General features: G+C 63.0%; 24 protein-coding genes. 15 read left to right on the top strand and 9 right to left on the bottom strand.

Annotated elements, in window-relative coordinates:
- The first annotated feature begins 77 nt into the window (after positions 1-77).
- Both ACMGGN_RS07310 and ACMGGN_RS07305 read left to right on the top strand, forming a co-directional pair.
- The gene (locus tag ACMGGN_RS07310) at positions 78-503 is read left to right on the top strand and encodes a potassium channel family protein (protein ID WP_237858683.1); all 426 of its coding nucleotides are present in this window, start codon (positions 78-80) and stop codon (positions 501-503) included.
- A 108-nt stretch (positions 504-611) separates the two neighbouring features.
- Positions 612-1,181, top strand: coding sequence for an N-acetyltransferase family protein (locus ACMGGN_RS07305; protein WP_414156613.1), 570 nt, complete (start codon positions 612-614; stop codon positions 1,179-1,181).
- On the opposite strand, the gene ACMGGN_RS07300 is transcribed toward ACMGGN_RS07305, so the two are convergent.
- The 3 genes from ACMGGN_RS07300 to ACMGGN_RS07290 are packed head-to-tail and all read right to left on the bottom strand — an operon-like array spanning position 1,178 to position 4,126.
- A complete protein-coding gene (locus ACMGGN_RS07300; protein ID WP_237858685.1) occupies positions 1,178-1,822 on the bottom strand; it encodes a hypothetical protein in 645 nt (214 codons plus the stop codon). The two genes, ACMGGN_RS07305 and ACMGGN_RS07300, sit on opposite strands and share 4 nt — an antisense overlap.
- Before the next feature lie 19 nt (positions 1,823-1,841).
- Positions 1,842-3,209: an MBL fold metallo-hydrolase RNA specificity domain-containing protein gene (locus ACMGGN_RS07295; protein WP_115274534.1), complete on the bottom strand. Its 1,368-nt coding sequence runs from the start codon at positions 3,207-3,209 to the stop codon at positions 1,842-1,844.
- Positions 3,200-4,126 carry a universal stress protein gene (locus ACMGGN_RS07290; RefSeq protein ID WP_414156612.1) on the bottom strand — a complete coding sequence of 309 codons (927 nt, stop codon included), beginning with the start codon at positions 4,124-4,126 and terminating at the stop codon, positions 3,200-3,202. Before ACMGGN_RS07290 ends, ACMGGN_RS07295 begins: the two co-directional genes overlap by 10 nt.
- 184 nt (positions 4,127-4,310) lie before the next feature.
- On the opposite strand from ACMGGN_RS07290, the gene ACMGGN_RS07285 reads away from it, so the two are divergent.
- Positions 4,311-4,859: an N-acetyltransferase family protein gene (locus tag ACMGGN_RS07285; protein ID WP_414156611.1), complete on the top strand. Its 549-nt coding sequence runs from the start codon at positions 4,311-4,313 to the stop codon at positions 4,857-4,859.
- Between the two features lie 27 nt (positions 4,860-4,886).
- Here the strand turns inward: ACMGGN_RS07285 and ACMGGN_RS07280 are convergent, their stop codons facing one another.
- On the bottom strand, positions 4,887-5,813 hold the full coding sequence (locus tag ACMGGN_RS07280; protein WP_046785823.1) for a universal stress protein: 927 nt from the start codon (positions 5,811-5,813) through the stop codon (positions 4,887-4,889).
- 243 nt (positions 5,814-6,056) lie between these two features.
- Here ACMGGN_RS07280 and ACMGGN_RS07275 point away from each other — a divergent pair, with 243 nt between their 5' ends.
- From ACMGGN_RS07275 to ACMGGN_RS07265, 3 genes are all read left to right on the top strand, one after another.
- Complete coding sequence (locus ACMGGN_RS07275; protein ID WP_046785822.1) at positions 6,057-6,245, top strand: hypothetical protein; 189 nt, start codon at positions 6,057-6,059, stop codon at positions 6,243-6,245.
- A 1-nt stretch (position 6,246) separates the two neighbouring features.
- A complete protein-coding gene (locus tag ACMGGN_RS07270; protein WP_414156610.1) occupies positions 6,247-7,065 on the top strand; it encodes a helix-turn-helix domain-containing protein in 819 nt (272 codons plus the stop codon).
- 72 nt (positions 7,066-7,137) lie between these two features.
- A complete protein-coding gene (locus tag ACMGGN_RS07265; RefSeq protein ID WP_414156609.1) occupies positions 7,138-7,950 on the top strand; it encodes a universal stress protein in 813 nt (270 codons plus the stop codon).
- 133 nt (positions 7,951-8,083) lie between these two features.
- Here ACMGGN_RS07265 and ACMGGN_RS07260 read toward each other — a convergent pair whose 3' ends face one another.
- Positions 8,084-8,977: a PA4780 family RIO1-like protein kinase gene (locus ACMGGN_RS07260; RefSeq protein WP_115274530.1), complete on the bottom strand. Its 894-nt coding sequence runs from the start codon at positions 8,975-8,977 to the stop codon at positions 8,084-8,086.
- 88 nt (positions 8,978-9,065) lie between these two features.
- Positions 9,066-9,497 carry a multidrug/biocide efflux PACE transporter gene (locus ACMGGN_RS07255; RefSeq protein ID WP_115275521.1) on the bottom strand — a complete coding sequence of 144 codons (432 nt, stop codon included), beginning with the start codon at positions 9,495-9,497 and terminating at the stop codon, positions 9,066-9,068.
- A gap of 93 nt (positions 9,498-9,590) precedes the next feature.
- Between ACMGGN_RS07255 and ACMGGN_RS07250 the strand changes: the two genes are divergently transcribed.
- A complete protein-coding gene (locus ACMGGN_RS07250) occupies positions 9,591-10,460 on the top strand; it encodes a LysR family transcriptional regulator (protein ID WP_125923764.1) in 870 nt (289 codons plus the stop codon).
- A gap of 72 nt (positions 10,461-10,532) precedes the next feature.
- Here ACMGGN_RS07250 and ACMGGN_RS07245 read toward each other — a convergent pair whose 3' ends face one another.
- A complete protein-coding gene (locus ACMGGN_RS07245; protein WP_414156608.1) occupies positions 10,533-11,438 on the bottom strand; it encodes a DUF2950 domain-containing protein in 906 nt (301 codons plus the stop codon).
- The gene (locus ACMGGN_RS07240; RefSeq protein ID WP_119687250.1) at positions 11,435-12,778 is read right to left on the bottom strand and encodes a DUF3300 domain-containing protein; all 1,344 of its coding nucleotides are present in this window, start codon (positions 12,776-12,778) and stop codon (positions 11,435-11,437) included. The genes ACMGGN_RS07245 and ACMGGN_RS07240 overlap by 4 nt, the downstream gene beginning before the upstream one ends.
- 177 nt (positions 12,779-12,955) lie before the next feature.
- Here ACMGGN_RS07240 and ACMGGN_RS07235 point away from each other — a divergent pair, with 177 nt between their 5' ends.
- A complete protein-coding gene (locus ACMGGN_RS07235) occupies positions 12,956-13,207 on the top strand; it encodes a hypothetical protein (protein ID WP_414156607.1) in 252 nt (83 codons plus the stop codon).
- A gap of 138 nt (positions 13,208-13,345) precedes the next feature.
- Positions 13,346-14,065 (top strand): TorF family putative porin, encoded by a 720-nt coding sequence (locus ACMGGN_RS07230; RefSeq protein ID WP_012314890.1) that lies wholly within the window; start codon positions 13,346-13,348, stop codon positions 14,063-14,065.
- Here the strand turns inward: ACMGGN_RS07230 and ACMGGN_RS07225 are convergent.
- Positions 14,062-14,982 (bottom strand): LysR family transcriptional regulator, encoded by a 921-nt coding sequence (locus ACMGGN_RS07225; protein WP_414156606.1) that lies wholly within the window; start codon positions 14,980-14,982, stop codon positions 14,062-14,064. The two genes, ACMGGN_RS07230 and ACMGGN_RS07225, sit on opposite strands and share 4 nt — an antisense overlap.
- A gap of 126 nt (positions 14,983-15,108) precedes the next feature.
- Between ACMGGN_RS07225 and ACMGGN_RS07220 the strand changes: the two genes are divergently transcribed.
- The 6 genes from ACMGGN_RS07220 (at position 15,109) to ACMGGN_RS07195 (ending at position 21,645) form a co-directional block, all read left to right on the top strand.
- Complete coding sequence (locus ACMGGN_RS07220) at positions 15,109-15,948, top strand: MaoC family dehydratase N-terminal domain-containing protein (protein WP_115274525.1); 840 nt, start codon at positions 15,109-15,111, stop codon at positions 15,946-15,948.
- 21 nt (positions 15,949-15,969) lie between these two features.
- Positions 15,970-17,133 carry an acyl-CoA dehydrogenase family protein gene (locus ACMGGN_RS07215; protein ID WP_046785812.1) on the top strand — a complete coding sequence of 388 codons (1,164 nt, stop codon included), beginning with the start codon at positions 15,970-15,972 and terminating at the stop codon, positions 17,131-17,133.
- 10 nt (positions 17,134-17,143) lie between these two features.
- On the top strand, positions 17,144-18,493 hold the full coding sequence (locus tag ACMGGN_RS07210) for an MmgE/PrpD family protein (RefSeq protein ID WP_414156605.1): 1,350 nt from the start codon (positions 17,144-17,146) through the stop codon (positions 18,491-18,493).
- 18 nt (positions 18,494-18,511) lie between these two features.
- Complete coding sequence (locus tag ACMGGN_RS07205; RefSeq protein WP_115274523.1) at positions 18,512-19,711, top strand: CaiB/BaiF CoA transferase family protein; 1,200 nt, start codon at positions 18,512-18,514, stop codon at positions 19,709-19,711.
- The gene (locus tag ACMGGN_RS07200) at positions 19,708-20,526 is read left to right on the top strand and encodes an HpcH/HpaI aldolase/citrate lyase family protein (protein WP_414156604.1); all 819 of its coding nucleotides are present in this window, start codon (positions 19,708-19,710) and stop codon (positions 20,524-20,526) included. The genes ACMGGN_RS07205 and ACMGGN_RS07200 overlap by 4 nt, the downstream gene beginning before the upstream one ends.
- A 120-nt stretch (positions 20,527-20,646) precedes the next feature.
- A complete protein-coding gene (locus tag ACMGGN_RS07195) occupies positions 20,647-21,645 on the top strand; it encodes a TRAP transporter substrate-binding protein (protein WP_046785808.1) in 999 nt (332 codons plus the stop codon).
- The last annotated feature ends 19 nt before the right edge of the window (positions 21,646-21,664 follow it).

Below are 21,664 nucleotides of genomic sequence, written 5' to 3'. Positions count from 1 at the left end.
CACTGATGTTCAGGTGTAAAACCGACACGATGGCCATTACCGGCCAAACTTCTGTCAGGGCCACAAGGGAGCCGTCGATGCTTACCGTCACGCTGATCAACGCGCTGGTCGTGGTGCTGGTGGTGGTGATTCATTACGAATGCCTGCTGCGCCTGAACGACTGGCTGCCGCGGCTCAAGCTCTGGAGCCGGTTTCGCATCGTCATCGGTGTGTTCGGCGCATTGGCGGCCCACGCGCTGGAAGTCTGGTGCTTTGCCCTTGTCTATTACCTGATGGCCAGTACCGAAGGCTGGGGCACGCTGAGCGGCAACTTCGACGGCACGTTCATGGACTGCGTGTACTTCTCATTCACTACCTATACCACCATCGGTTTCGGCGATATTTCGCCCAGCGGCGACCTCAAATACCTCACAGGCCTGCAGGCACTCACGGGCCTGGTGATGATCACCTGGACGGCCTCCTTTCTGTTTCTGGAAATGCAGAAGTACTGGAAGGCCAAGTAGCGAGGCGTGGGCCTGAAGGCGCGGCAATTGACAACTATCAAGCGCGCAGAAGGCGAGGCGCTGAAACTGAACCTCCTTTGTACACCCCTGAATGTAAGGAGGCTTGCCATGGCACCCGCCGAAACACCCCGCCCACAAGCAGCACCGGCATTTCCTGCCACGACCGGCGAACACTGGATCGAAGCGCTCGACAATGGCACCCATGTGCTGATCAGGCCCTTGCAGCCCAAGGACCGTCAGCGCGAGAAGAACTTCATCGAACGCCTGTCCCCTCAATCGCGCCACTTCCGTTTTCTGTCCCAGCTCAAGGAGCCTGGCGAAGCCATGCTGGATCAACTGAGGGTGGTTGATCAGGACCAGCACATGGCCTACGTGGCCCTCGCGCATGTCGACGGTGAACTGCAGGAAGTCGGTATCTCCCGCTACGCCACCGGTGCGGACAACCAAGAATGCGAATGCGCCGTCACCGTGCTCGATAGCTGGCAGCGCCACGGTCTGGGCACATTGCTGCTCCGGCACCTGATCGACCACGCACGCGCCAAGGGCCTGCGGCAGATGTATTCCATCGACGCTGCGGCCAATGTGGCGATGCGCGATCTGGCGCAGGCGGCAGGGTTCACCACTGCCAGAGACCCGGATGACCCAAGCCAGCTGATTCACCGGCTTTCGCTGGCCTAAGGCGGTGCCACGGCGGTAGCCTCCGGCAGCAGGTCCAGTTGCTCCAGGCACCGCCGCTCATCGGCCTCGGTCACACCCTTGAAGGCACTGACTTCAAGCAACGGCGTATTGAACAGCGCCAGGCGGATGACGCCATTGCGTTCCAGAAACGTTTGCGCCAGGCACTGGCAGACCGGTTGGGCGACCAACGCGGCGAGCGCCTGGTCCTCTGGCAGATCAACCTGGGCCTGCAGGTTGGTCTCGCATCCGCTGACGATGCCTTGCACAGAGCGGCTGGCGAGTATCAGTGAGCCTAAGCCCAACACTGCCAGCAGTAGCAGCATGCCCAGCAAAATGTTCGACTCTCTGGCTACGTCCCGGACAATGGCGAGCCTCGCCTGCCAACCTCTCCCCTGCCCGGAAAAAATGGTCTTGCCCACCGTACTCTTGAAACTGCGGTGCACGGCCAACCCGACCGCCGCACTGAGCGCCAGCAGCGCCAGCACAATGGCCGGGGCGCGCATGGGCAGTTGCCAGGCCGGGCCCAACACCTGATAGATCGAGGCGGCAACCACCAGTGTGGCGATGGCTGCGATCCATCCAAGGCTGCCCCTGGGTCGTTTTGCCCAGGCGCTGAGCTTTGCCCTTGTTTGCATGTTCATGCAAGCCTCCAGCGCCGTGTCAGCGCACAGGGTCTATGGCAACCGTTTCCAGGTGCTCGGGCACGCACACCTGCCAGCCGAGCTCAAGGCTTATCCGTCGACGCAAGGTGTCCGCAGCATGCGGTTCGCCATGAATGACGTAGGTTTGCCGCGGTGGCCGGGTAAAACCGCGCAACCACTCCATGATTTCGTCCGCATCGGCATGCGCCGACAGGTTGTCCATGGCAAAGACTTGCGCCCGAATCGGCACGTCTTCGCCATGCAGGCGCACGCTGCGCGCCCCGGCAACGATATCGGCGCCCCGGGTACCGCCTGCCTGAAAGCCAGAGAACAGAATGCTGTTGTGCGGATTGGGCGCCAGCGCCTTGAGGTGGTGCAACACCCGCCCTCCCGTGGCCATGCCGCTGGCGGCAATGATCACCGCAGGTTCGCGCAACTGATCCAGGTGCCTGGATTCGTCGACCGTGCGGATGATTTGCGTGCCTTTGCACATCTGGGCACACTCCAGCGCCGTGAGGCGATGCTCGCTTCTGAACTGCTGGTACAGGGTGGTGGCATCGGTTGCCATGGGGCTGTTGAGATACACCGGAATGTCCGGTATCAGCCCGTCGCGTTTGAGCATGTACAGGTAATACATCAGCAATTGCGCTCGGCCAACCGCGAACGACGGCACCAGGGTGATGCCATGGCGCAGCAGGGTCTGGTTGATCACATCGGCCAGGTAACGCTCCGGGGGCTGTGCAGGGTGCAACCGGTCACCATAGGTCGACTCCACCAACAGCACATCGGCTGCACCGATCAGTTCGGGCGCACGCATCACGGGATCGTTGGGCCGGCCCAGGTCGCCTGAGAAAACCACTGTCTGGCCGTCCAACGTCAGTTGCACGGTCGCCGCGCCCAGAATGTGCCCGGCCGTGCGCAGCAACAGTTCGACACCGGGCGCGATCTGGGTGCGATGGTGCAACGCGACGGGCCTGAACAGCTGCAGTGCGCGTTTGGCATCCTGCTCGGTGTACAAGGGACGGGCCGGCGAATGTTTGGAATAGCCATGCCGATTGGCATGTTCGGCCTGCTCTTCCTGCAATCGGGCGCTGTCGAGCAACAGGATTTCAGCCAGGGCACAGGTTGCCGGGGTGGCATACACAGGCCCGCTGAAGCCCTCGCGCACCAACACCGGCAGGTAGCCGCTGTGGTCCAGGTGGGCATGCGTGAGCACTACCGCATCGACCGTACGCAGTGCCGCCGGCAGTGGCTCCCAGTTGCGCAAGCGCAGTTGCTTGTAACCCTGGAAAAGCCCGCAGTCGATCAGCACCCGTGTCGAGTCATGCGTCAGCAAGAACTTGCTGCCCGTCACCGTGCCCGTCCCGCCGAAAAAGGTCAGTTGCATGGCATCGGCTCCCAGGTATCGATCACACAGGGGTGAACGGCCAGCACGCTACACGGTGGATCGCTGACAATACGTTCGGTGGTATCACCCAGCAGCTTGCTCAACCCCCTTGGCTGCGCCACCCCCATGACCACCACGTCGATATCCAGGGCCGCCACCTGGTCCCGAATCACCTGCACTGCCCCGCCTTCCATGAAATGCCGGCAATCGGGGGGCACACCTTCGGCATCGGCCAATGCATCGAAGGGCACCTGCAAGGCATCACGCATCTCCTCGACCCAGGTCTGCGCAACCACCATGTCAGGGGCAAACACACCCACCAGGTCATAGGCCGAGAGCAGGTGCAGCTGCGCATCGCATTGCAGCGCCAGGGCATCGGCTGCGCGGATGAGGGCGCGGTTGAATAGCATCTGGGCATCGGGGTCATCGCGCAGGGCGGTGTCCACGGCTACCAGAATGCGTTTTGGCAAAGACGCGGCTGCCCGGGGCACGAAATGCATCGAGCCTTGGTACGCGCGCATCAGCGCACAGTCCAGCGGCGTGCCGAAAAACCGGGCCAGTGCCGGTGTCGTTTCGGTGTCCTTGATGACCATATCGGGCTTGAGCTCGCGGATGTAATCGGCGGCCTGGTCCCGCAGGTCTTCTGCCTTGACGGTATCGAGCGTCAGACAGGTATTACTCGACCGGTGACGTTCGACCAGTTCCTCAAGCTGCTTGCGATAAAGACCGTATTGGCGCTGCATCTCGGCTTCGTTCAGCCGTTCCTGGCGTAACGAATGCGCCTCGTATGGCTCGAACAGCCCAACGATATGCACCGCTGCGCCACTGACATGCGCCAGGGCAAGCGCCCGGCGCAAAGCCGCCGAGTGCGGGTCGATGTCGGTAAGCAGCACCAGCAGTTGTCGATACTGACCCATGGGAAACCTCCGGCCGCACGCGGCGATGGCAAGTAGCATCGATCTTCGAACCCCCTTCCCTTGCGCGTTTGATGCAGATCAGAAAGTCACCACTGGCGCACCGACTTGATCATTGTCAGAACCAGAACGCCGTCTCACGGTACAACCGGTAAAGCCCACGTTGATCAAGCCCTCTGGAGGCCCTATGAACAAGCAGTTGCTGGAACCCGAAGACACCAGCGAGCACTGGGTAGACACCCTTGCTGACGGCACAGCCGTGCTGATTCGCCCGCTGCGCGATGATGATCACGAACGCGACAGTCGCTTTGTGAGCACGATCAGCCATGAGGCCAGGCGCTTTCGTTTTCTCGCCGGACTCAGCGGTGGCTTGCCCGCCCTGGACGCGCAGTTGATGCCGGTCGACGGTCACCAGCGCATGGCCTACGTCGCGCTGGCCCATGACAATGGCCAGCTGCATCAGCTTGGCGTAAGCCGCTATGCCGCGATCCCGGGTAGCCACAATTGCGAATGTGCCGTTGCTGTCGGCGAGCAATGGCAGCGCAAGGGGCTGGGCAAGCTGTTGCTGCAGCACCTGATCGAAGCGGCACGGCGCAATGGTTACCAGCGCATGGTGTCCAGGGACCTCTCGAACAACTACGCCATGCACCGGCTGACCAAGGCGCTAGGCTTCACCTCGCGCTACCTGGGCGGCGATGTCAGCGAAATCCTCCACGAGCTTGATCTGTGCGCCTGAAACAAGGCCCTTGCGGGCCTTGCACGTCTAACCTTGCGAATGCTCGGGTGATAACACCAGCACACTGGTGCTGAGCCGATGCAGGATCCGCTCGGCCGTACTGCCGATGAACCAGCCGATGCCGTGATGGTGGTAGCTCCCCATCACCAGCACGTCGATGTCGTTGTTGTCCATGAAAAGCGCCAGCACCTTGGTCGGGTCCCCCACCCGCATGTGGCGGTGCTCGAAGGGAATGCCGTTGCGTTCGGCCAGTTCCTGGAAGGCATCGGCCTGAGCCTCATGAAGTGTCCGTGACAGGTTCGAATCGAACAGGAACGAATGTTCCCGGCTACCTTCGGCGTCCAGGTACATCGAGCCCATATCGTAGGCATACAGCAGTTCGATCTGGGCATTGCATTGCAACGCCAGCTTGAGCGCTTCGCTGATGATATGGTCGTTGAAGCCTTCGAACTGGTCCTCCGGGCGCGACAGGTCAACTGCTGCAAGTATCCGGCGCGGCAGGGCATTGCTGGCGTTGTGTACCAGGTGCAGCGGAATTCGGGTGTCACGCAGCAACTGCACGTCGAGCGAGGTGAACATGGCTCGCATCCACCACGGTTCATGCTCGAGCCCCTTGATCAGCATGGCGAACGGCTGCTCACGCAGATGCACCTCAATCTCGTCCAGCGGGTGCTGAACCCACAACACCTCGGTGGTCACCGTCACGCCATTGCGGCGCATCGACAATGCCTGGGTTTCCAGCCATTCACGGTGTTGCTGCACATAGCCCTCGCGCATGACCGCCAAGGCCTGCTCGTTGACCAGGCCGGCGGTGGCCAGGCCCTCAAGGTAGTCAAAGGCGACGATGTGCAGTGGCATGCCCTTGGCTTTGGCCAGCGCCGCTGCACGGTCATAGACCGGTGTGCGGCGCATCAGGGGCGATGCGATGAGAAGAAGTCTTTGCGGGTTGGTCATGGCACACCTCTGCGGGGTCGATGAGTACCTCGATGATTTGCCGCCGGGGGCTGCCCGGTTTGATGTTTGTCAACAGTGCAAGCGAGCCGACCAGCGGCTGTTAGCGCTTACCGGGTAATTGACACGGATCAAGACTTATCGGTTTTTTGGGCGCACGCTGTACCTAGCCTCGCTGCCGACATGGACGCCATTGCACCTCGAATCAATAGCTATTGCTTGCGCATGCAGGCACTGGAGGTTCCGATGAACGTTTACGTCGAGAAAAGCGCGAATGACAGCCGCTGGTGGGTCCACATGGACGAGTGGCGGGTGAGTTTCAAAACACCCAAAGAAGCCGAACAGTTTTTGGGCGTGCTGACTGCCCGCCTCAATGCGCCTCATTCACTGAACAAGATCGCCACCGTCGCTCTCAGACCTGCGAAGGAAGCCTGAAATGTCGGGCCTGATCGACGCTCAGCTGCTCAGCCAGCCTGTGCAGGTGCGCACGCCCCCGCCCATTCATTTGAAACCACTGGCATCGCGCTGCAATGAGTGCAGGGTCAACGGCTTGTGCTTGCCCACGGGTTTGCCGCTACGCGACAACGCTAGCTTGGATACATTGATAGGCCCGCGCATCCGCATCAGGAAGGGTGCTGCGCTGTTCAATGCCAATGTACCCTTGAGTGCCTTGTATGCGGTGCATTCAGGCAGTTTCAAGACCAACCTGAACAATGCCGAAGGCCAGGGTGTGATCATCAACTTCTGGATGCCGGGCGACGTACTGGGGCTCGATGCCATCGCCACCGAGCACCATGTCTGTGATGCCATTGCCCTGGAAGACAGCGAAGTCTGCCCCGTCCCTTACCATCGGCTGCAGGCCCTGGCTCGTGAATTTCCAACGCTGCAGCAGAGCCTGAACCGCCTGATGAGCAGGGAAATCATCCGCGAGCATGAGCGCGTGCTGATGCTGTGCAACCTCTCTGCCGAGCAGCGGCTGGCCAGTTTTCTGCTGAGTTTGTCCCGACGGTTTGTCAGCCGTGGCTATTCCTCCCATGGCTTCATGCTGCGCATGTCGCGCGAGGACATGGCGTCCTACCTGGGGCTGCGCCTGGAAACCATCTGCCGCTCGGTCGCCCACTTGCGCGCCCTGGGTATCGTCAACCTGCATGGCCGGCTGGTGGAGATTCTGGACATGCCTGCGCTGATGGCCCTGGAACTGGGTTACCCGGGCAGCCCTCGCCTCACTGAACTGCCAGTCGCCAGCGTGCCATAAACGCCTGGCTTACCGCGCATCGCCTCGCAACAGCTGAAGGTGTCGGACATGTCGAATTTTCATCTGGCTTACATGCCATTGATCACCTATCCGGACGTGCTCCCCGAGGACGCTGTGGCAGCCGGTGTACAGCTGGCCATCGCGCTGGGGTACGACCTGCATGTCATGACCTTTTCGGTAAGGATCCCCTACCTTTCGCCATCAGTTGGCAGCACACTCCTGAATATCCCCGAGATGATTCGAACAACCGAAAGCAACAGCCGAACCCAGTGCAAAGCGCTGCAGGCCATGGTGAGCGGCCTCGAACACGGCCAGAGCAGTGTGGAATTCTCCACCAGAGAAGTGGTGCCCGGCCTGACGGGTACCGCGGCTGCAGAAGCGTCAAGGTATTTCGACCTGGCCATCCTGCCATGGGCAGTCGACAAGCCAGTCATCCAGGAGCTGGCAGAGTCGGTGATTTTCGGCGCTGGCAGACCATGCGTACTCGTTCCCTCTTTGCCCATCCAGCCTGTCAGGCACATGGCGTTGGCCTGGGACGGCAGCCGCGTCGCGGCGCGAGCGCTGGCTGACGCGTCACACCTGATGAGCTCAGACATGCTGATCACGGTCCTGACCGTGCAGGGGGAAAAGCCACTCGAGCACGGCGCCCTTGCGCAGGACATGGCACACGCCTTACAGCACAGAGGCCTGAACGCTCGGCCGCTGAGCGTGAAGCTGGCCGGGCGCTCGATCGCTGAGTGCCTGCAGCAAGAAGCACTCACCGCCGGCGCCGATCTGTTGGTCATGGGCGGCTTTGGTCATTCGCGCTTGAAAGATTTCATCCTGGGTGGCGCTACCCATGGGGTTCTGCAAGCGCTTCAAATGCCCGTATTGCTGTCACACTGAGCCCCTGCGATCAGCCTCTGCATCACCACATTGCGATACATGCGCAAAATCGTGCATTCGAAAAAGGGTGATGTTTTGCCTTGGCTGGCCCTATCGCCGGCAAGCCGGCGATAGGGCCAGCACACATGCCAGATTACTGCAGCCAGGGCGGCGGCGGTTCTTCGCCCTTGACCGGCCCATGCTCGGCTTCTGTCCGCGCAGCTCGGCGGCGGACATCATCCAGGCGGGCAGCGTCGATTTCGCGCATCACGCCTCCCACATCCGCGACATGCTCATCATCCTCGAATTCGCCTGTCAACGGGCTGTCCGCACGCAGTTCACCTGCCTCGTACAGCGCCCACATTTCCTGGGCGAAGCGTGTGTCCTTCAATTCCGGTGCAAAGCGCCCGAAATAGTGGGCCATGTTCGCCACGTCACGCTGCAGCATGCTGAAGGCATGGTTGTTGCCGGCGGCATCCACCGCCTGCGGCAGGTCGATGATAACCGGGCCATCGGGGCCCAGCAGCACATTGAATTCGGACAGGTCGCCATGCACCAGGCCGGCACACAGCATCAGCACGATCTGGCGAATGACAAAGGCGTGGTACTCACGCGCCTCATCAGCCTCCAGGTGAACGTCGTTAAGGCGCGGGGCCGCATCGCCATCGGCGTCGGTCACCAGCTCCATCAGCAGTACGCCATCCTGGAAATCATAGGGTTTGGGCACCCGCACACCAGCATTGGCCAGGCGGAACAACGCCGCCACTTCAGCGTTCTGCCAGGCGTCCTCGGCTTCCTTGCGGCCGTACTTGCTGCCCTTGGCCATCGCCCGGGCCTGGCGGCTGTTGCGTACCTTGCGGCCTTCCTGGTACTCGGCGGCCTGGCGGAAACTGCGTTTGTTGGCCTCTTTATAGACCTTGGCGCACCGTACCTGGGCGCCGCAACGCACCACGTAGACGGCTGCTTCCTTGCCGCTCATCAAGGGTCGCAGTACTTCGTCGACCAGTCCGTCTTCAATCAGCGGTTCGATTCGTTTTGGCGTCTTCATCAGGCTTGTGTTCGGGGTCCTGTCTGGCCTTATGGCTGGGTTGGCGAACATCCTCTCACAGGCTGATGCGTCTTGCTCGTTTGTCTGCTCAGGCGGCGGTCCAACGCTGCGTTATCCAGTGCCGAACCTGGTCGAATGCCCAGTTGTACAGCACGGTGTAGGGCAAAATGATCACGAAGAAGCCCAGCTCAACCATGAGCGCCTGCCAAAGCGAGATATCCAGCATCCAGGCCGCCACCGGCAGGCACCACACCACCAGCCCCAACTCGAAACCCAGGCCGTGGGCAAAGCGTGCCGCGGCCTTCCAGTGAATGCGTGCGGTACGCACCCAACGGTCGACCAGCGCGTTGTAGAGCATGTTCCACACCATCGCGATCAGCGACAGGGTGACCGCAAGGCCACCGGCCGTTGCCAACGACTTGTCCATCACCCAGGACAAAAGCGGCGCGCACAGCAGCACGGCAAACACTTCATAGCCGATGGCATGGACCAGGCGCTCGGTAAAAGAGACTTTTTTCACGGCATTTTCCATCCAGTAGTGAACTTGTGCTTCACATTTTCTTTGATGGAACTGATACTCGCGACATATCTCCTATCGGTTTTATCAATACCTGTGCGCTACTCACCTGAAGCCCTCGTTGCCTTTGTAGAAGCCGCTGCCCTTGGCTCGTTTTCCGCCGCAGCGCGCAAACTGCGCAAGAGCCAGTCGACCATCAGCATCGCAATCGCCAACTTCGAGGCTGACATAGGTTGCGAACTGTTCGACCGTGCAGGCCGCCACCCCACCCTGAATGAGGCCGGCCGCCAGGTCTTGACCCACGTCGAGGCGATCCTCGATGCCAGCGCCCGGCTCGATGCGCTGGCGGTGAGGCTGGCCGAACAGGTAGAGCCGCTGGTGTCGGTGGTGATGTCCGACAGTTACAGCGTGACCTTTCAAGGCGCGGTGATAGGTGGCTTCGCCGCCAGCTACCCGCACACCGAACTGCGCTGCGGGCCTTCGGAAGACGCCGACGTTATCGACCTGATCCAGCAGGGCATGGCGCAGATCGGAATCCTTGCAGCGCAGCAGCGCTACCCGGCCGACATCGCCGTGGCACGCCTGCCGGAACATGCGCAATTCGCCGTTTACGTCAGCACAGGCCACGCCTTGGCAAAACAGCCTGGCGTGCAGCCACAGCACCTGGAAAACGAGCGTCAGCTATACATCAGGACCTACGCGCCAAGCCTGCACCACGGGCGCGGCCAGGCCTGGTCGGCGCCGGACTACCTGACCCTGCTGGAGTTCGCGGTGCGCGGCTATGGCTGGGCGGAACTGCCCAGGGCGCTGGTGGCGCGCTTCGGCAGTGGCCTGGTGGAATTGCCCGTGGCAGGCTACCCACGCAGAGTCGCGATGGATGTTGCCTGGTCGCGCAGGCGAGCCTTGGGCCCCGCCGGGCAATGGTTGGTGCAGCAATTGCTGGTGGGCGGTTCCACGCCCCAGTGACGGCCAATGCGAGCCCCTTTTGGCAGCCAATGGGCGAGACTGGCAGGCCAACAAAGCGCCGGGGTAGAACGTTTATTGATCGTGGTCCGCTTCGACTACCTGCCAACTGTCATCCGGATCGAAACGTTTCATGCCTTGGGCCAACGCTTCGCCCTGGGGCCCCAGGTCCTTCTCGAACACCTGCCCGTCATGGCTGACCATGAAGCTCATCACCCCGGTGTCGTTGTACCTGGCCGGCCAGGCGACCATGGCGAAGCCACGGCTCATATGCTTGCCGATCAGGTAACTGTACGCACCACCCGGTGCCGAAGGGCCTTGGGCCTCGAGGATGCGGAAGTGGTAGCCGTACCAGTCATCACCGGGTGCATTCTGGCCGAACAGCGGGCCCAGCGGGCTGACCTGCCCGCCCGTTTCGTCCGCCCAGTACAAGCCGTCGCGCTTGCCGGGTGTGCTGAAAACCTGCCGGGCGTACTCCAGTGCGCCATCACCGTTATGGTCCTGCGTGGCGTAGTCCATCTGCGCATCGTGATAGGCAAGCAGCGACTGCACAGCGGCCAACTCGTCGCGGCCAATGCGCCGGGCACGAATCTCGGCACTGCCGGCCTTGAGGTCAAAGCGCCAGCCGCTGGCAGTTCGAGTGAGCGGAATGGGCAAAGTCCACTGCTCGCTGCCCACCGCCAGAATGGCCTGCCGGTCACCGTGCATCTGGATCTGGTGCTGCTGGTGGTACTGCTGCACGAACGCATCCACGTCGCTGCGCTGCACACCTTCGCGGGGGATGTAGGTGCGCCAGTCGTCACCGAGCAATTGCGTCAGGCGCGCCTGGTCTGCCTGCTCCACCCCCAGCGCCTCGACGAAGGCTGCGGCGGCCTTCTCTGGCGTGGGGAATGCCTGCTGCGCAGTGGCCAGGCATGACCAGGCGGCGCCAAGGGCAAACAGCCACAGGCCCAGCGCCGATTTGCTTTGGCTCATGTTCATCGACGCCCCCCTCCACCACGGTGCATGGCCGCACTGGGCCGGGAGATGGTATGGCCCGCCGCACGCGATGCACTCGGCCGCTTGGCGAGCGCCTGGCTGGTGCGGCCACGGTTGGCCTGCGCCGCAGAGCGTGAGGGGGATCGCACGCCGTCGAACGCATTGTTCTTCGCCCTCCCAGCGCTATTGCCCGGTTTGTTGTGCAGCGCCTGGCGTGCCTGGCCGTTTGCCTGCCGGTGCTCCGCAGCACGGGGCCTGCTGGCCTGGGCTTCGCGAGCCCGGTCACGGGCTTCACGATTGCTGGTGGCCGGGCGTTCGATACCCGCCCGGTCCATCGAAGCACGGGCGCGATCGCGTGCCTGTGCACGCTGGGCATCGTCGCCACGGTAAGCTGCACGCTGGCTGGCACCGTCGAGCTGGCGGCCGAATTGCTGGCGGCTGCGGTTGTCACGGTACGGCACCCCATCGCGGTGCACGGCGTTGTGCTGCCAGGTGTTCTGGTTGTTGGCGATGCGGTTGTTGACGTTGATGTTGTTGTAACGATTGACGTCGATATCGATGTCGTTGCGCCCCCAGTCGCAATCGCCCCACAGCGAGTTGACGATCGCAACGCCAGTACCGAACGCCAGCCCGGCCAACAGCGCGCTGCCGGCGTAGTACAGCGGCGATGGCGGGTAATACACCGGCGGTGATGCGGGGTAGGCCCAGGTTCCGTAAGCGGTGGTCGGGTTGTAGGTGGGCACATACACCACCTGCGGGTCGGCCGGCTGGATGATGATGGTGCTGGAGGACGAACTGCTGGCCGGTGCCGCTTGCGAGCTGGGCGCGGCTGCCGGGGCAGCCTGCACCGTGACGTTCTGGTACTGGTTGCTCTGCAGGTTGCCTGCGGCCTTGGCCTGCTGGCGCAGACGCTGCACGGCACCCATCACATCATCAGGCTGGGCCAGAAACGCATCCCCAAGGCGCTGCACCCACACCGGGTCCTGCCCGAGAACCACCAGCACCTGCGGGAACGCCACCAATGCCTGGACACTCGGGTCCCAGGCCTGCGTCGCCACTTGTTTGACAGCCTCATCACCCTGAGCCTTGGGATTGGCCTTGGACCACGTCACTGCTTCGGCCACTTCACCGGGATAGGTGGCGGCCATCAGTACCTGTGCCAGCAGCGCGTCGGGATACAGCGCAATCGGCGCGAGCATCTGGTCCAGTTGCTCGGGGTTGAACACTGCCTGCTTGGCGGGTGCCGCCTCGGCGGCCGGTGCAGGCTCTTGCGCCTGGACCAGGCCTGGTTCACCACCCAGGCAAAGCAGAAGCGCCACGGCACATAACAATGGCATGCGCATCACAGTATCCCTCTGGCCCATACCGCGTGGAACTTAAGGTTAGCAAAGGCTGCCGTTCTCACACGGTGCTATCGATAGTCACTATCGAGAATGGCAATTTCTAATGATCGCGTCGGCTCAATAATCTTGCTCCATCGATTCGTCACACACCCATCTCCCGAATCCTGGAGCTTGCCGATGAACACTACGGCCCGCCTGCTGTTCGCCACCCTGTCAGCCGCTGCAATTGCCGTGCTCAGCGGTTGCGCCACCCACCCCGAACTGCGCCCTTACACCGCAGAAGAAACCCGCCAGCTTCAGCTCGAAGCCATCCAGCGCCAGGCACTCTCCCTGGATGAGTACGAGCTGCGCAAACGCGTGATCCTGCGCGCCGCCAGCGAACAGGTAGTGACCGAGGTGGCCGAGCCGGTCGGGGCGATAAAAGGTTGAATTGAAAGCCAGGCTATACGCTTACGTCCGGCCTCTGATCGACCTCTCCACCCGTTTGAAGCAGCCCACGCTGTTTTCCCCGCCAGCCAACACGGGTATCCTGTGCCGCTCAAGCGCAAGCCTTCCAGGACGGTGACCATGACCAGGCCCCTTCTGTTGCTCAGTGCGGCCCTGCTGTTCAGCCCGGTGCTGCAAGCGCAGCAGATCCAACGCCAACTGGGCGATTTCGACTTCAAACTTGGCACCACGCCTTCACGCAGCATGGCCCAGGGGCTGATCTCGCCCAGCGCCAGCGGCGCCTTTCACGGTGGCCTGGACCTCAGCCACCCAAGCGGTTGGTACGTGGGCCAGTATGCGCCGAGCATGGGCGTGACGCCTGACTCCACACTGCGCCTTGACAGCTACCTGGGCTACAAGCACCACTTCGACAGCACACTGGGTTACGAAGTAGGCCTGATCCACTACAGCCAGCCGAACATCGCAGGGCCGGACAGCTATGCGTTGTATGGCGGCATTTCGGTCATGGGCAGCCGAATCGGCGGGGCCTGGCGTGACAACCCGGACAATCGCACCGGCACCCTGTTCGCCGATTTTGGCCAGCTGCCGCTGTTCGACATCGACCTCACGGTCAAACTCGCCCATCACCGCCTGGGCACGCCCTTCACCATCGGCGACGGCAGCCAGGTGAATGCCTTCTCCGACTGGTCGCTGGAGCTGTCGCGGCCCTGGCTGGGCATCGACCTGAACCTGATCTACAGCAACTCCGACCTCAACGGCGGGGGCTGCGGTGCCTATGCCGGTATCAACACGTATTGCGAGAGCATGCTGACGTTCAAGGCTCAGCGCAGTTTCTTCTAGGGGGGCGGGGGCGGTTGCAGTGCGCTGTCTGCCCCCTCAGGCATCAAGGTGGCGATCAACGCCCTCACCGTCCCTGGCAACGCATCCAGCTCGCGCACCAGAATGCTGCGCTCGCGCACGGCCCACGCTTCATCCAGTTCGATGGTGACCAGGTTCATGGTCTGGCTGTGCCGGACAGCCGCCGACTCGGGGATGATGCCAATCCCCACGCCCGCCTCCACCAGCCGGCATATGGCCTCGAAGCTCGACAACTGGATACGCAGCGACAGATTCAGGCCCATGCGTTCGACATGGTCGCGCAGGAAGCTGAGCAAAGTGCTGCCGTCGTGCAGGCCGATATGCTGGAACGCCAGCGTTTGCTTGAGCGTGACCTGCCTGCTGGCAGCCAGCTCATGCCCTGCCGGCACGATCAGTACCAGCCGGTCGGTACTGAAGTGCAGCACCTGCAAACCGCTGGCTTCCACGGGGCCGGCAATGATGCCCATGTCGCTGCTGCCATCGAGTACACCGCGCACGATATCCCGCGACAGGCGCTCCTGCAGGTCCACGGTCACGCCGGGACGTTTGGCGAGAAAGCCGGCCAGCACTTCGGGCAGGAACTCGGTCACTGCGGTGGTGTTGGCAAAAATGCGGATATGCCCGGCCGAATCGGTGCCGAACTGGGCGAACTCGGCTTTCAGGTAGTCCACCTGGCGCATGATCAACCGCGCGTGCATGAGCAGTTTTTGCCCGGCCGGTGTCAGTTCGACACCCCGGCTGTCGCGGTACAGCAGGCGCGTGTCGAGCTGCGCCTCCAGGGCCTTGACGCGCGCACTTGCAGCTGCCGGTGAGAGGAATGCGCGCCGCGCGCCTTGGGTCAGGCTCGGTGACTCGCCGATATGAATGAACAGCCTCAGGTCTGCCAGATCAAAATGCATGGGTCTATCCGAATGTGGAGCACGCGTTCAGCATACATGAACGCTGCCTTACATAAATGCAAATTCACAGAATGCCAGGTGCCTCGCATGATCGCTGCATAACAACAAATGCAGAGGCCAATGGTTATGACTGCTACGCACCCGCCCACGGATTACAGCGCCTGGATCGGCCGCACGGAAGAGGCCGTCGATGAGCTCAGCCGCAACCTGATCAAACGTATCGCCGCCACCTTCGGCGAAGCCGCCCCCGCCGTGGGGCAGCCCCTGCCGCCGCTATGGATGTGGTGCTTTTTCCAGGAACCGGTGGCCGAAACGCTACTGGGCAGCGATGGTCACCCGGCGCGCGGCGGCTTTCTGCCGCCCGCCGATAACCGCAACCGCATGTGGGCCGGGGGCCGTGTCGAGTTCATTTCCCCGCTCAAGGTCGGCGCCGAGGCCCATCGCCTGTCGACCATCGTGCATATCGAAGAGAAGCACGGCCGCACGGGCGCATTGCTGTTCGTCACGGTGCGCCACGAGTACTCCCAGCAGGGCGAACTGTGCGTACGTGAAGAGCAGGATATCGTCTACCGCGAACCGAACCCGCCCAAATTGAGCAGCGCCGCGCCAACCGCCCCAGGCGACTGGAGCGAGGCCGTCACGCCCTCCCCGACTCTGCTGTTCCGTTACTCCGCCGTCACCTTCAACGGCCACCGCATCCACTATGACCACCCCTATGTCACCGGCACCGAAGGCTACGCCGGCCTGGTCGTGCACGGTCCCTTGATCGCCACCCTCACCCTGCGCGCCTTCCTGCGCGCCAACCCTGGCAAGCGCCTGCGCCAATTCGCCTACCGCGGCGTACGCCCACTGACCGTGCCCACGCCATTCGAAGTGGCCGGGCGCATTGGTGCACCGGGCCAGGCGCAACTGTGGGCCGGTAATGCCGACGGCGTGGCGCAGAGCGCCGACGTGTTTTTCGACTGAGAACTGGACAGGGAACCCCGCATGCATACGTACGACAGTGATGACCTCAATGCCATCCGCGAAGGCGTGCGCGCCTTGTGCGCCGAATTCGACGCCAGCTACTGGCGCAAAATCGATGAAGAAAAAGGCTTCCCTGAAGCCTTTGTAAAAGCCATGACCGATGCCGGGTGGCTGTCGGCGATGATTCCGGAGCAGTACGGCGGATCGGGCCTGGGCCTGGCTGAAGCCTCGGTCATCCTCGAAGAAGTGAATGCCTGCGGTGGCAACTCCGGCACCGTGCATGGGCAGATGTACAACATGTTCACCTTGCTGCGCCATGGCAGCGAGGAACAGAAGCGCCACTACCTGCCCAAGCTGGCCAGTGGCGAGCTGCGCCTGCAGTCGATGGGTGTGACCGAGCCCACCACCGGTACCGACACCACCAAGATCAAGACCACTGCGGTGCGCCAGGGCGACAAGTACGTGATCAACGGGCAAAAAGTGTGGATCTCGCGGGTTCAGCACTCCGACCTGATGATCCTGCTGGCCCGCACCACGCCTTTGCCTGAGGTGAAGAAAAAGTCCGAGGGCATGTCGATCTTCCTGGTCGACCTGCGCGACGCCATTGGCAAGGGCCTGACCGTGCAGCCGATCGCCAACATGGTCAACCACGAGACCAACGAGCTGTTCTTCGACAACCTGGAACTGCCGGCCAGCAGCCTGATCGGCGAAGAAGGCAAAGGCTTCAGGTACATCCTCGACGGCCTCAACGCCGAACGTACCTTGATTGCCGCCGAGTGCATCGGTGACGGCCGCTGGTTCGTCGAAAAAGCCAGCGCCTATGCCCGTGACCGCGTGGTCTTCGGCCGGCCGATCGGGCAGAACCAGGGTGTGCAGTTCCCCATCGCCGAAGCGCACATCGAAATCGAAGCCGCCGACCTGATGCGCTGGCGCGCCTGCGCCGAATACGACAGTGGGCAGAATGCCGGGGCCAGCGCCAACATGGCCAAGTACCTGGCGGCGAAGGCCTCGTGGGAAGCCGCCAATGCGTGCCTGCAAACCCATGGCGGCTTCGGCTTCGCCTGCGAATACGACGTCGAGCGCAAGTTCCGCGAGACCCGCCTGTACCAGGTGGCGCCGATTTCCACCAACCTGATCCTGTCCTACGTGGCCGAGCACCTGCTCGAACTGCCGCGCAGCTTCTGAGGGCCTGAGCATGCAGCATACCCACGCCCTGGCCGGCTTTCTCGCCGACCTGCGCTACACGCACCTGCCCGGCCACGTGCTGGACCGCACCGAAGACCTGTTCCTGGACTGGCTTGGCTCGGCCCTCGCCAGCCAAGGCGCGCACCCGATCCCGCTGTTCGAGCGCTATGCCGAACGCATGGGGCCTGCGCAGGGCAACGCGCGGGTATTGACCAGCGGGCGTACCTCGTCCCCCTACTTTGCCGCCCTGGTCAATGGTGCGGCCTCGCACCTGGTCGAGCAGGACGATCTGCACAACAGCTCGGTGCTGCACCCGGCGACCGTGGTGTTTTCTGCCGTACTGGCGGCGGCGCAAGACCTTGGCAAGTCTGGTCAGGACCTGTTGCTGGCCGCAGTCGCCGGCTATGAAGCCGGCATCCGCATCGGTGAATTCCTCGGTCGCTCGCATTACCGCATCTTCCATACCACCGCCACCGTCGGCACCCTGGCCGCAGCAGTCGGGGTGGGCAAACTGCTGGGCTTCAACCAGGCGCAGTTCATCAGCCTGCTCGGCAGCGCCGGCACCCAGGCCGCCGGGCTCTGGGAGTTCCTGCGCGACGCCGCCGACTCCAAACAGTTACATACCGCCAAGGCCGCCGCCGACGGCTTGCTGGCCGCCTATCTCACCGCCGATGGCCTGAGCGGTGCACGCAATATCCTCGAAGGCGAACAGGGCATGGCCGCCGGCATGTCCAGCGATGCCGACCCGGTGCGCCTGAGCGACCGCCTGGGCACGCGCTGGGCCCTGGTGGAAACCTCGTTCAAGTACCACGCTTCGTGTCGCCATACCCACCCCGCCGCCGATGCCTTGCTGCTGTTGATGCAGCGCGAAGGCCTGGGCCATGAACAGATCGCCAGGGTCGTCACCCGCGTGCATCAGGGCGCGATCGATGTGCTTGGCCGCGTCACCACACCTGCCACCGTGCACCAGGCCAAGTTCTCAATGGGTACCGTACTTGGCCTGATTGCGGTGCATGGCAGCGCGCAACTCATCGACTTCCGTGACCTGGCGCTGACCGACCCACAGGTCGCGCACTTTCGCGAGCACGTCGAGATGCAACTGGACGCCGAAGTGGACGCCGCCTACCCCAAGAGGTGGCTGGGCCGCGTGGACGTTACCTGCACCGATGGCCGCAGCTTCAGCGCCGCCATCGACGAACCTAAAGGCGACCCCGGCAACACCCTGTCGCGCCCGGAGCTTGAGGCCAAGTTTCAGCGCCTGCTGGCGTATTCCGGCGCGCGCAGCCCGGCCCAGGGCCAGGCATTGATCGAGCGCGTCTGGCAACTGCGCGACGCCCGCTCGCTGGCTGATCTGCACTGAACACCAACAGGTGACCCTATGACCCAAACAACGCCCCGCCCGCTGGACGGCATCACCGTGATCAGCCTGGAGCACGCTATCGCGGCCCCCTTCTGCACCCGCCAACTGGCCGACCTCGGCGCCCGCGTGATCAAGGTCGAGCGCCCTGGCAGCGGCGACTTCGCCCGCGGCTACGATCAGCGTGTCGATGGCCTGGCCTCGCACTTCGTATGGACCAACCGCTCCAAGGAAAGCCTCACCCTGGACCTCAAGCAGGACGCCGCCGACGGTATTCTCGAGGCCCTGCTGGCCAAGGCGGATGTGCTGGTGCAAAACCTCGCACCGGGCGCGGCAGCGCGCATGGGCTTGTCGTTCGACGCCCTGCACGCCCGCTTCCCAGGGCTTATCGTGTGCGATATCTCCGGGTATGGCGAAGGCGGCCCTTATGAAAAGAAAAAGGCCTACGACCTGCTGATCCAGAGCGAAGGCGGCTTTCTCTCGGTAACCGGTGGCCCTGGCGAAAACGACATGGCCAAGGCCGGCTGCTCGATCGCCGATATCGCCGCCGGCATGTACGCCTATACCGGCGTGCTCTCGGCGTTGCTGCTGCGTGACAAGACCGGCATCGGCAGCCGCATCGACGTGTCGATGCTCGAAAGCCTGGTGGAGTGGATGGGCTACCCGATGTACTACTCCTACGACGGCGCGCCGCCTCCCCCGCGCGCCGGCGCTTCGCACTCCACCATCTACCCGTATGGGCCGTTCCCAACCGGCGGTGGCGGCACGATCATGCTTGGCCTGCAGAACGAACGGGAATGGGCCTTGTTCTGCGAAAAGGTGCTGCTTGACCCGGCGCTGGCCAGTGATGACCGCTTCAATGCCAACTTCAAGCGCTCAGATAACCGCGAGGTGCTGCGGCAGATCATCATCGAGGGCTTCGCCAGCCTGTCGCTGGACGAGGTAGTGGCACGCCTTGAAGATGCGCAAATCGCCAACGCCCGGGTCAACGACATGCACGGGGTGTGGCAACACCCGCAGTTGCAGGCCCGCGGCTGCTGGCGTGAAGTGGACAGCCCGGCCGGCAAGCTGCCCTCGCTGCTGCCACCAGGGCGCAACGCGGCCTTTGCCCCGCGCATGGACGCCGTGCCGGCGCTGGGGCAACACACCCAGGGCATCCTCGGCGAGCTGGGCTTCAGCCCGGCAGAGCAAGCCAGCCTGGCCGCAGGTGGTGTGGTATGAACAGTGTGCGCTCTGCACTGTTCGTACCCGGCAGCCGGCCTGAGCGTTTCGCCAAGGCGCTGGCGGCAGGGGCCGATGCCGTCATCGTCGATTTCGAGGATGCCGTGGAGGAACCCCTCAAGCGCCAGGCCCGGGACCACCTGGAGGCGTTCCTGCAGGCCACGCCATTGGCGTCGGTGTGGGTCCGGGTGAATGCGCCGCAGCACGCCGAGCATGCGGCAGACCTGGCCTTCTGCGCGCAGCAGCCTGGCATCGCCGGCGTGCTGCTGCCCAAGGTGGAAAACGCCGCACAGGTGGCCGTTGCCCGGCACACCGGCAAACCGGCATGGCCCATTATCGAAAGCGCCAAGGGCCTGCTCGCGCTGGAGCAGATCGCCCATGCCGAGGGGGTCGAGCGGTTGTCGTTCGGCAGCCTCGACTTGGCGCTGGATCTACACTTGAACACCGACAGCGCTGCTGCCAGGCAGTTTCTCGACCAGGCGCGCATGGCCGTGCAGCTACACTCGCGGGGTGCCGACCTGCTGCCGCCGCTCGATGGCGTGTTTCCTGCCATTGGCGACGCCGAAGGGTTGCACCAGGCGATGCGGCATGCCTACGACCTGGGGTATGGCGGGGCGTTGTGCATTCACCCCAGGCAAGTGCCGGTGATTCACGCGGCACTCGCACCCGACGCCCAAGCGCTGGCCTGGGCCCGACGGGTGCTGGCGGCGAGCGCCGCAGCTAACGGGGCCGGTGCGTTTCAGCTGGACGGGCAAATGGTGGATGCGCCGGTGGTGTTGCGGGCGCAACGGTTGTTGGCACAGGCGTCCGGCTGAACTGAGCCGGCGTTCGGCTAAACCGAATGCCGCCTTACACAAATGCTAATTCACCACACGCAAGCCATTGGTCCATCGTTACATCCATCCTCCTACAAAAATAAATCTGAGGTGACATCGATGTTCAAGCTGACCCAGGCGCTGTTCTGCGCCGCCGCAGTGTCCATGGCAGGCCTCGCCCAGGCTGCCGATCCGATCATCATCAAGTTCGCCCACGTCGTGGCCGACAGTACGCCCAAAGGCCAGGGTGCGCTGATGTTCCAGAAGCTGGTGGCGGCGGACCCGCAGCTCAAGGACAAGGTCAAAGTCGAGGTCTACCCCAATTCGTCACTGTTCGGCGACGGCAAGGAGATGGAAGCGTTGCTGCTGGGGGATGTGCAGATGCTGGCGCCTTCGCTGGCCAAGTTCGAGCACTACAACAAGCAGGTGCAAATCTTCGACCTGCCGTTCCTGTTCGACGACCTGGCGGCCGTCGACCGCTTCCAGCAAGGCCCGCAGGGCAAGGCACTGCTGACGTCGATGGACGACAAAGGCATCCACGGCCTGGCCTACTGGCACAACGGCCTCAAGCAGCTGTCGGCCAACAAGAAAGTGATCCTGCCCAAAGATGCCCGCGGCCTGAAATTCCGCGTGCAAGCCTCCAGCGTGCTCGAAGAGCAGTTCAAGGCGATCCGTGCCAACCCGCGCAAGATGAGCTTTGCCGAGGTTTATCAGGGCCTGCAGACCGGCACGGTCAATGGCACCGAAAACACCTGGTCGAACTACGAAAGCCAGAAGGTCAACGAGGTGCAGCCGTTCTTCACCGAGACCAACCACGGCCTGATCGACTACATGGTGATCACCAACGCCAAGTTCTGGAACGGCCTGCCTGAGGACGTGCGTGGCGAGCTGCAAACGCTCATGGACCAGGTCACCGTCGAGGTGAACAAACAGGCCGAAGCCCTCAACCAGACCTCCAGGCAGAAAATCATCGATGCCAAGACCAGCGAGATCGATGCCCTGACTGCCGAGCAGCGCCAGCAATGGCGTGAGGCCATGCGCCCGGTGTGGGACAAGTTCTCCGATCAGATCGGCGCTGACTTGATCAAGGCAGCCGAGGCCGCCAACAAGGCTTCCTGACAGCCGCACGCCCTGCCCC

The organism is Pseudomonas sp. BNK-30, from assembly GCF_047456185.1.
Lineage (GTDB): Bacteria > Pseudomonadota > Gammaproteobacteria > Pseudomonadales > Pseudomonadaceae > Aquipseudomonas > Aquipseudomonas putida_E.
This window is presented reverse-complemented; position numbering and strand designations above follow the sequence as displayed.

Coding starts and splice junctions, on each gene's coding strand:
- ACMGGN_RS07240 (WP_119687250.1), bottom strand. CDS start 12,778: ATGCGCATGCCATTGTTATGTGCCGTGGCGCTTCTGCTTTGCCTGGGT.
- ACMGGN_RS07200 (WP_414156604.1), top strand. CDS start 19,708: ATGAACAGTGTGCGCTCTGCACTGTTCGTACCCGGCAGCCGGCCTGAG.
- ACMGGN_RS07245 (WP_414156608.1), bottom strand. CDS start 11,438: ATGAACATGAGCCAAAGCAAATCGGCGCTGGGCCTGTGGCTGTTTGCC.
- ACMGGN_RS07280 (WP_046785823.1), bottom strand. CDS start 5,813: ATGACCAACCCGCAAAGACTTCTTCTCATCGCATCGCCCCTGATGCGC.
- ACMGGN_RS07220 (WP_115274525.1), top strand. CDS start 15,109: ATGACTGCTACGCACCCGCCCACGGATTACAGCGCCTGGATCGGCCGC.
- ACMGGN_RS07295 (WP_115274534.1), bottom strand. CDS start 3,209: ATGCAACTGACCTTTTTCGGCGGGACGGGCACGGTGACGGGCAGCAAG.
- ACMGGN_RS07305 (WP_414156613.1), top strand. CDS start 612: ATGGCACCCGCCGAAACACCCCGCCCACAAGCAGCACCGGCATTTCCT.
- ACMGGN_RS07235 (WP_414156607.1), top strand. CDS start 12,956: ATGAACACTACGGCCCGCCTGCTGTTCGCCACCCTGTCAGCCGCTGCA.
- ACMGGN_RS07300 (WP_237858685.1), bottom strand. CDS start 1,822: ATGAACATGCAAACAAGGGCAAAGCTCAGCGCCTGGGCAAAACGACCC.
- ACMGGN_RS07215 (WP_046785812.1), top strand. CDS start 15,970: ATGCATACGTACGACAGTGATGACCTCAATGCCATCCGCGAAGGCGTG.
- ACMGGN_RS07310 (WP_237858683.1), top strand. CDS start 78: ATGCTTACCGTCACGCTGATCAACGCGCTGGTCGTGGTGCTGGTGGTG.
- ACMGGN_RS07265 (WP_414156609.1), top strand. CDS start 7,138: ATGCCATTGATCACCTATCCGGACGTGCTCCCCGAGGACGCTGTGGCA.
- ACMGGN_RS07290 (WP_414156612.1), bottom strand. CDS start 4,126: ATGGGTCAGTATCGACAACTGCTGGTGCTGCTTACCGACATCGACCCG.
- ACMGGN_RS07285 (WP_414156611.1), top strand. CDS start 4,311: ATGAACAAGCAGTTGCTGGAACCCGAAGACACCAGCGAGCACTGGGTA.
- ACMGGN_RS07270 (WP_414156610.1), top strand. CDS start 6,247: ATGTCGGGCCTGATCGACGCTCAGCTGCTCAGCCAGCCTGTGCAGGTG.
- ACMGGN_RS07195 (WP_046785808.1), top strand. CDS start 20,647: ATGTTCAAGCTGACCCAGGCGCTGTTCTGCGCCGCCGCAGTGTCCATG.
- ACMGGN_RS07230 (WP_012314890.1), top strand. CDS start 13,346: ATGACCAGGCCCCTTCTGTTGCTCAGTGCGGCCCTGCTGTTCAGCCCG.
- ACMGGN_RS07275 (WP_046785822.1), top strand. CDS start 6,057: ATGAACGTTTACGTCGAGAAAAGCGCGAATGACAGCCGCTGGTGGGTC.
- ACMGGN_RS07225 (WP_414156606.1), bottom strand. CDS start 14,982: ATGCATTTTGATCTGGCAGACCTGAGGCTGTTCATTCATATCGGCGAG.
- ACMGGN_RS07210 (WP_414156605.1), top strand. CDS start 17,144: ATGCAGCATACCCACGCCCTGGCCGGCTTTCTCGCCGACCTGCGCTAC.
- ACMGGN_RS07260 (WP_115274530.1), bottom strand. CDS start 8,977: ATGAAGACGCCAAAACGAATCGAACCGCTGATTGAAGACGGACTGGTC.
- ACMGGN_RS07205 (WP_115274523.1), top strand. CDS start 18,512: ATGACCCAAACAACGCCCCGCCCGCTGGACGGCATCACCGTGATCAGC.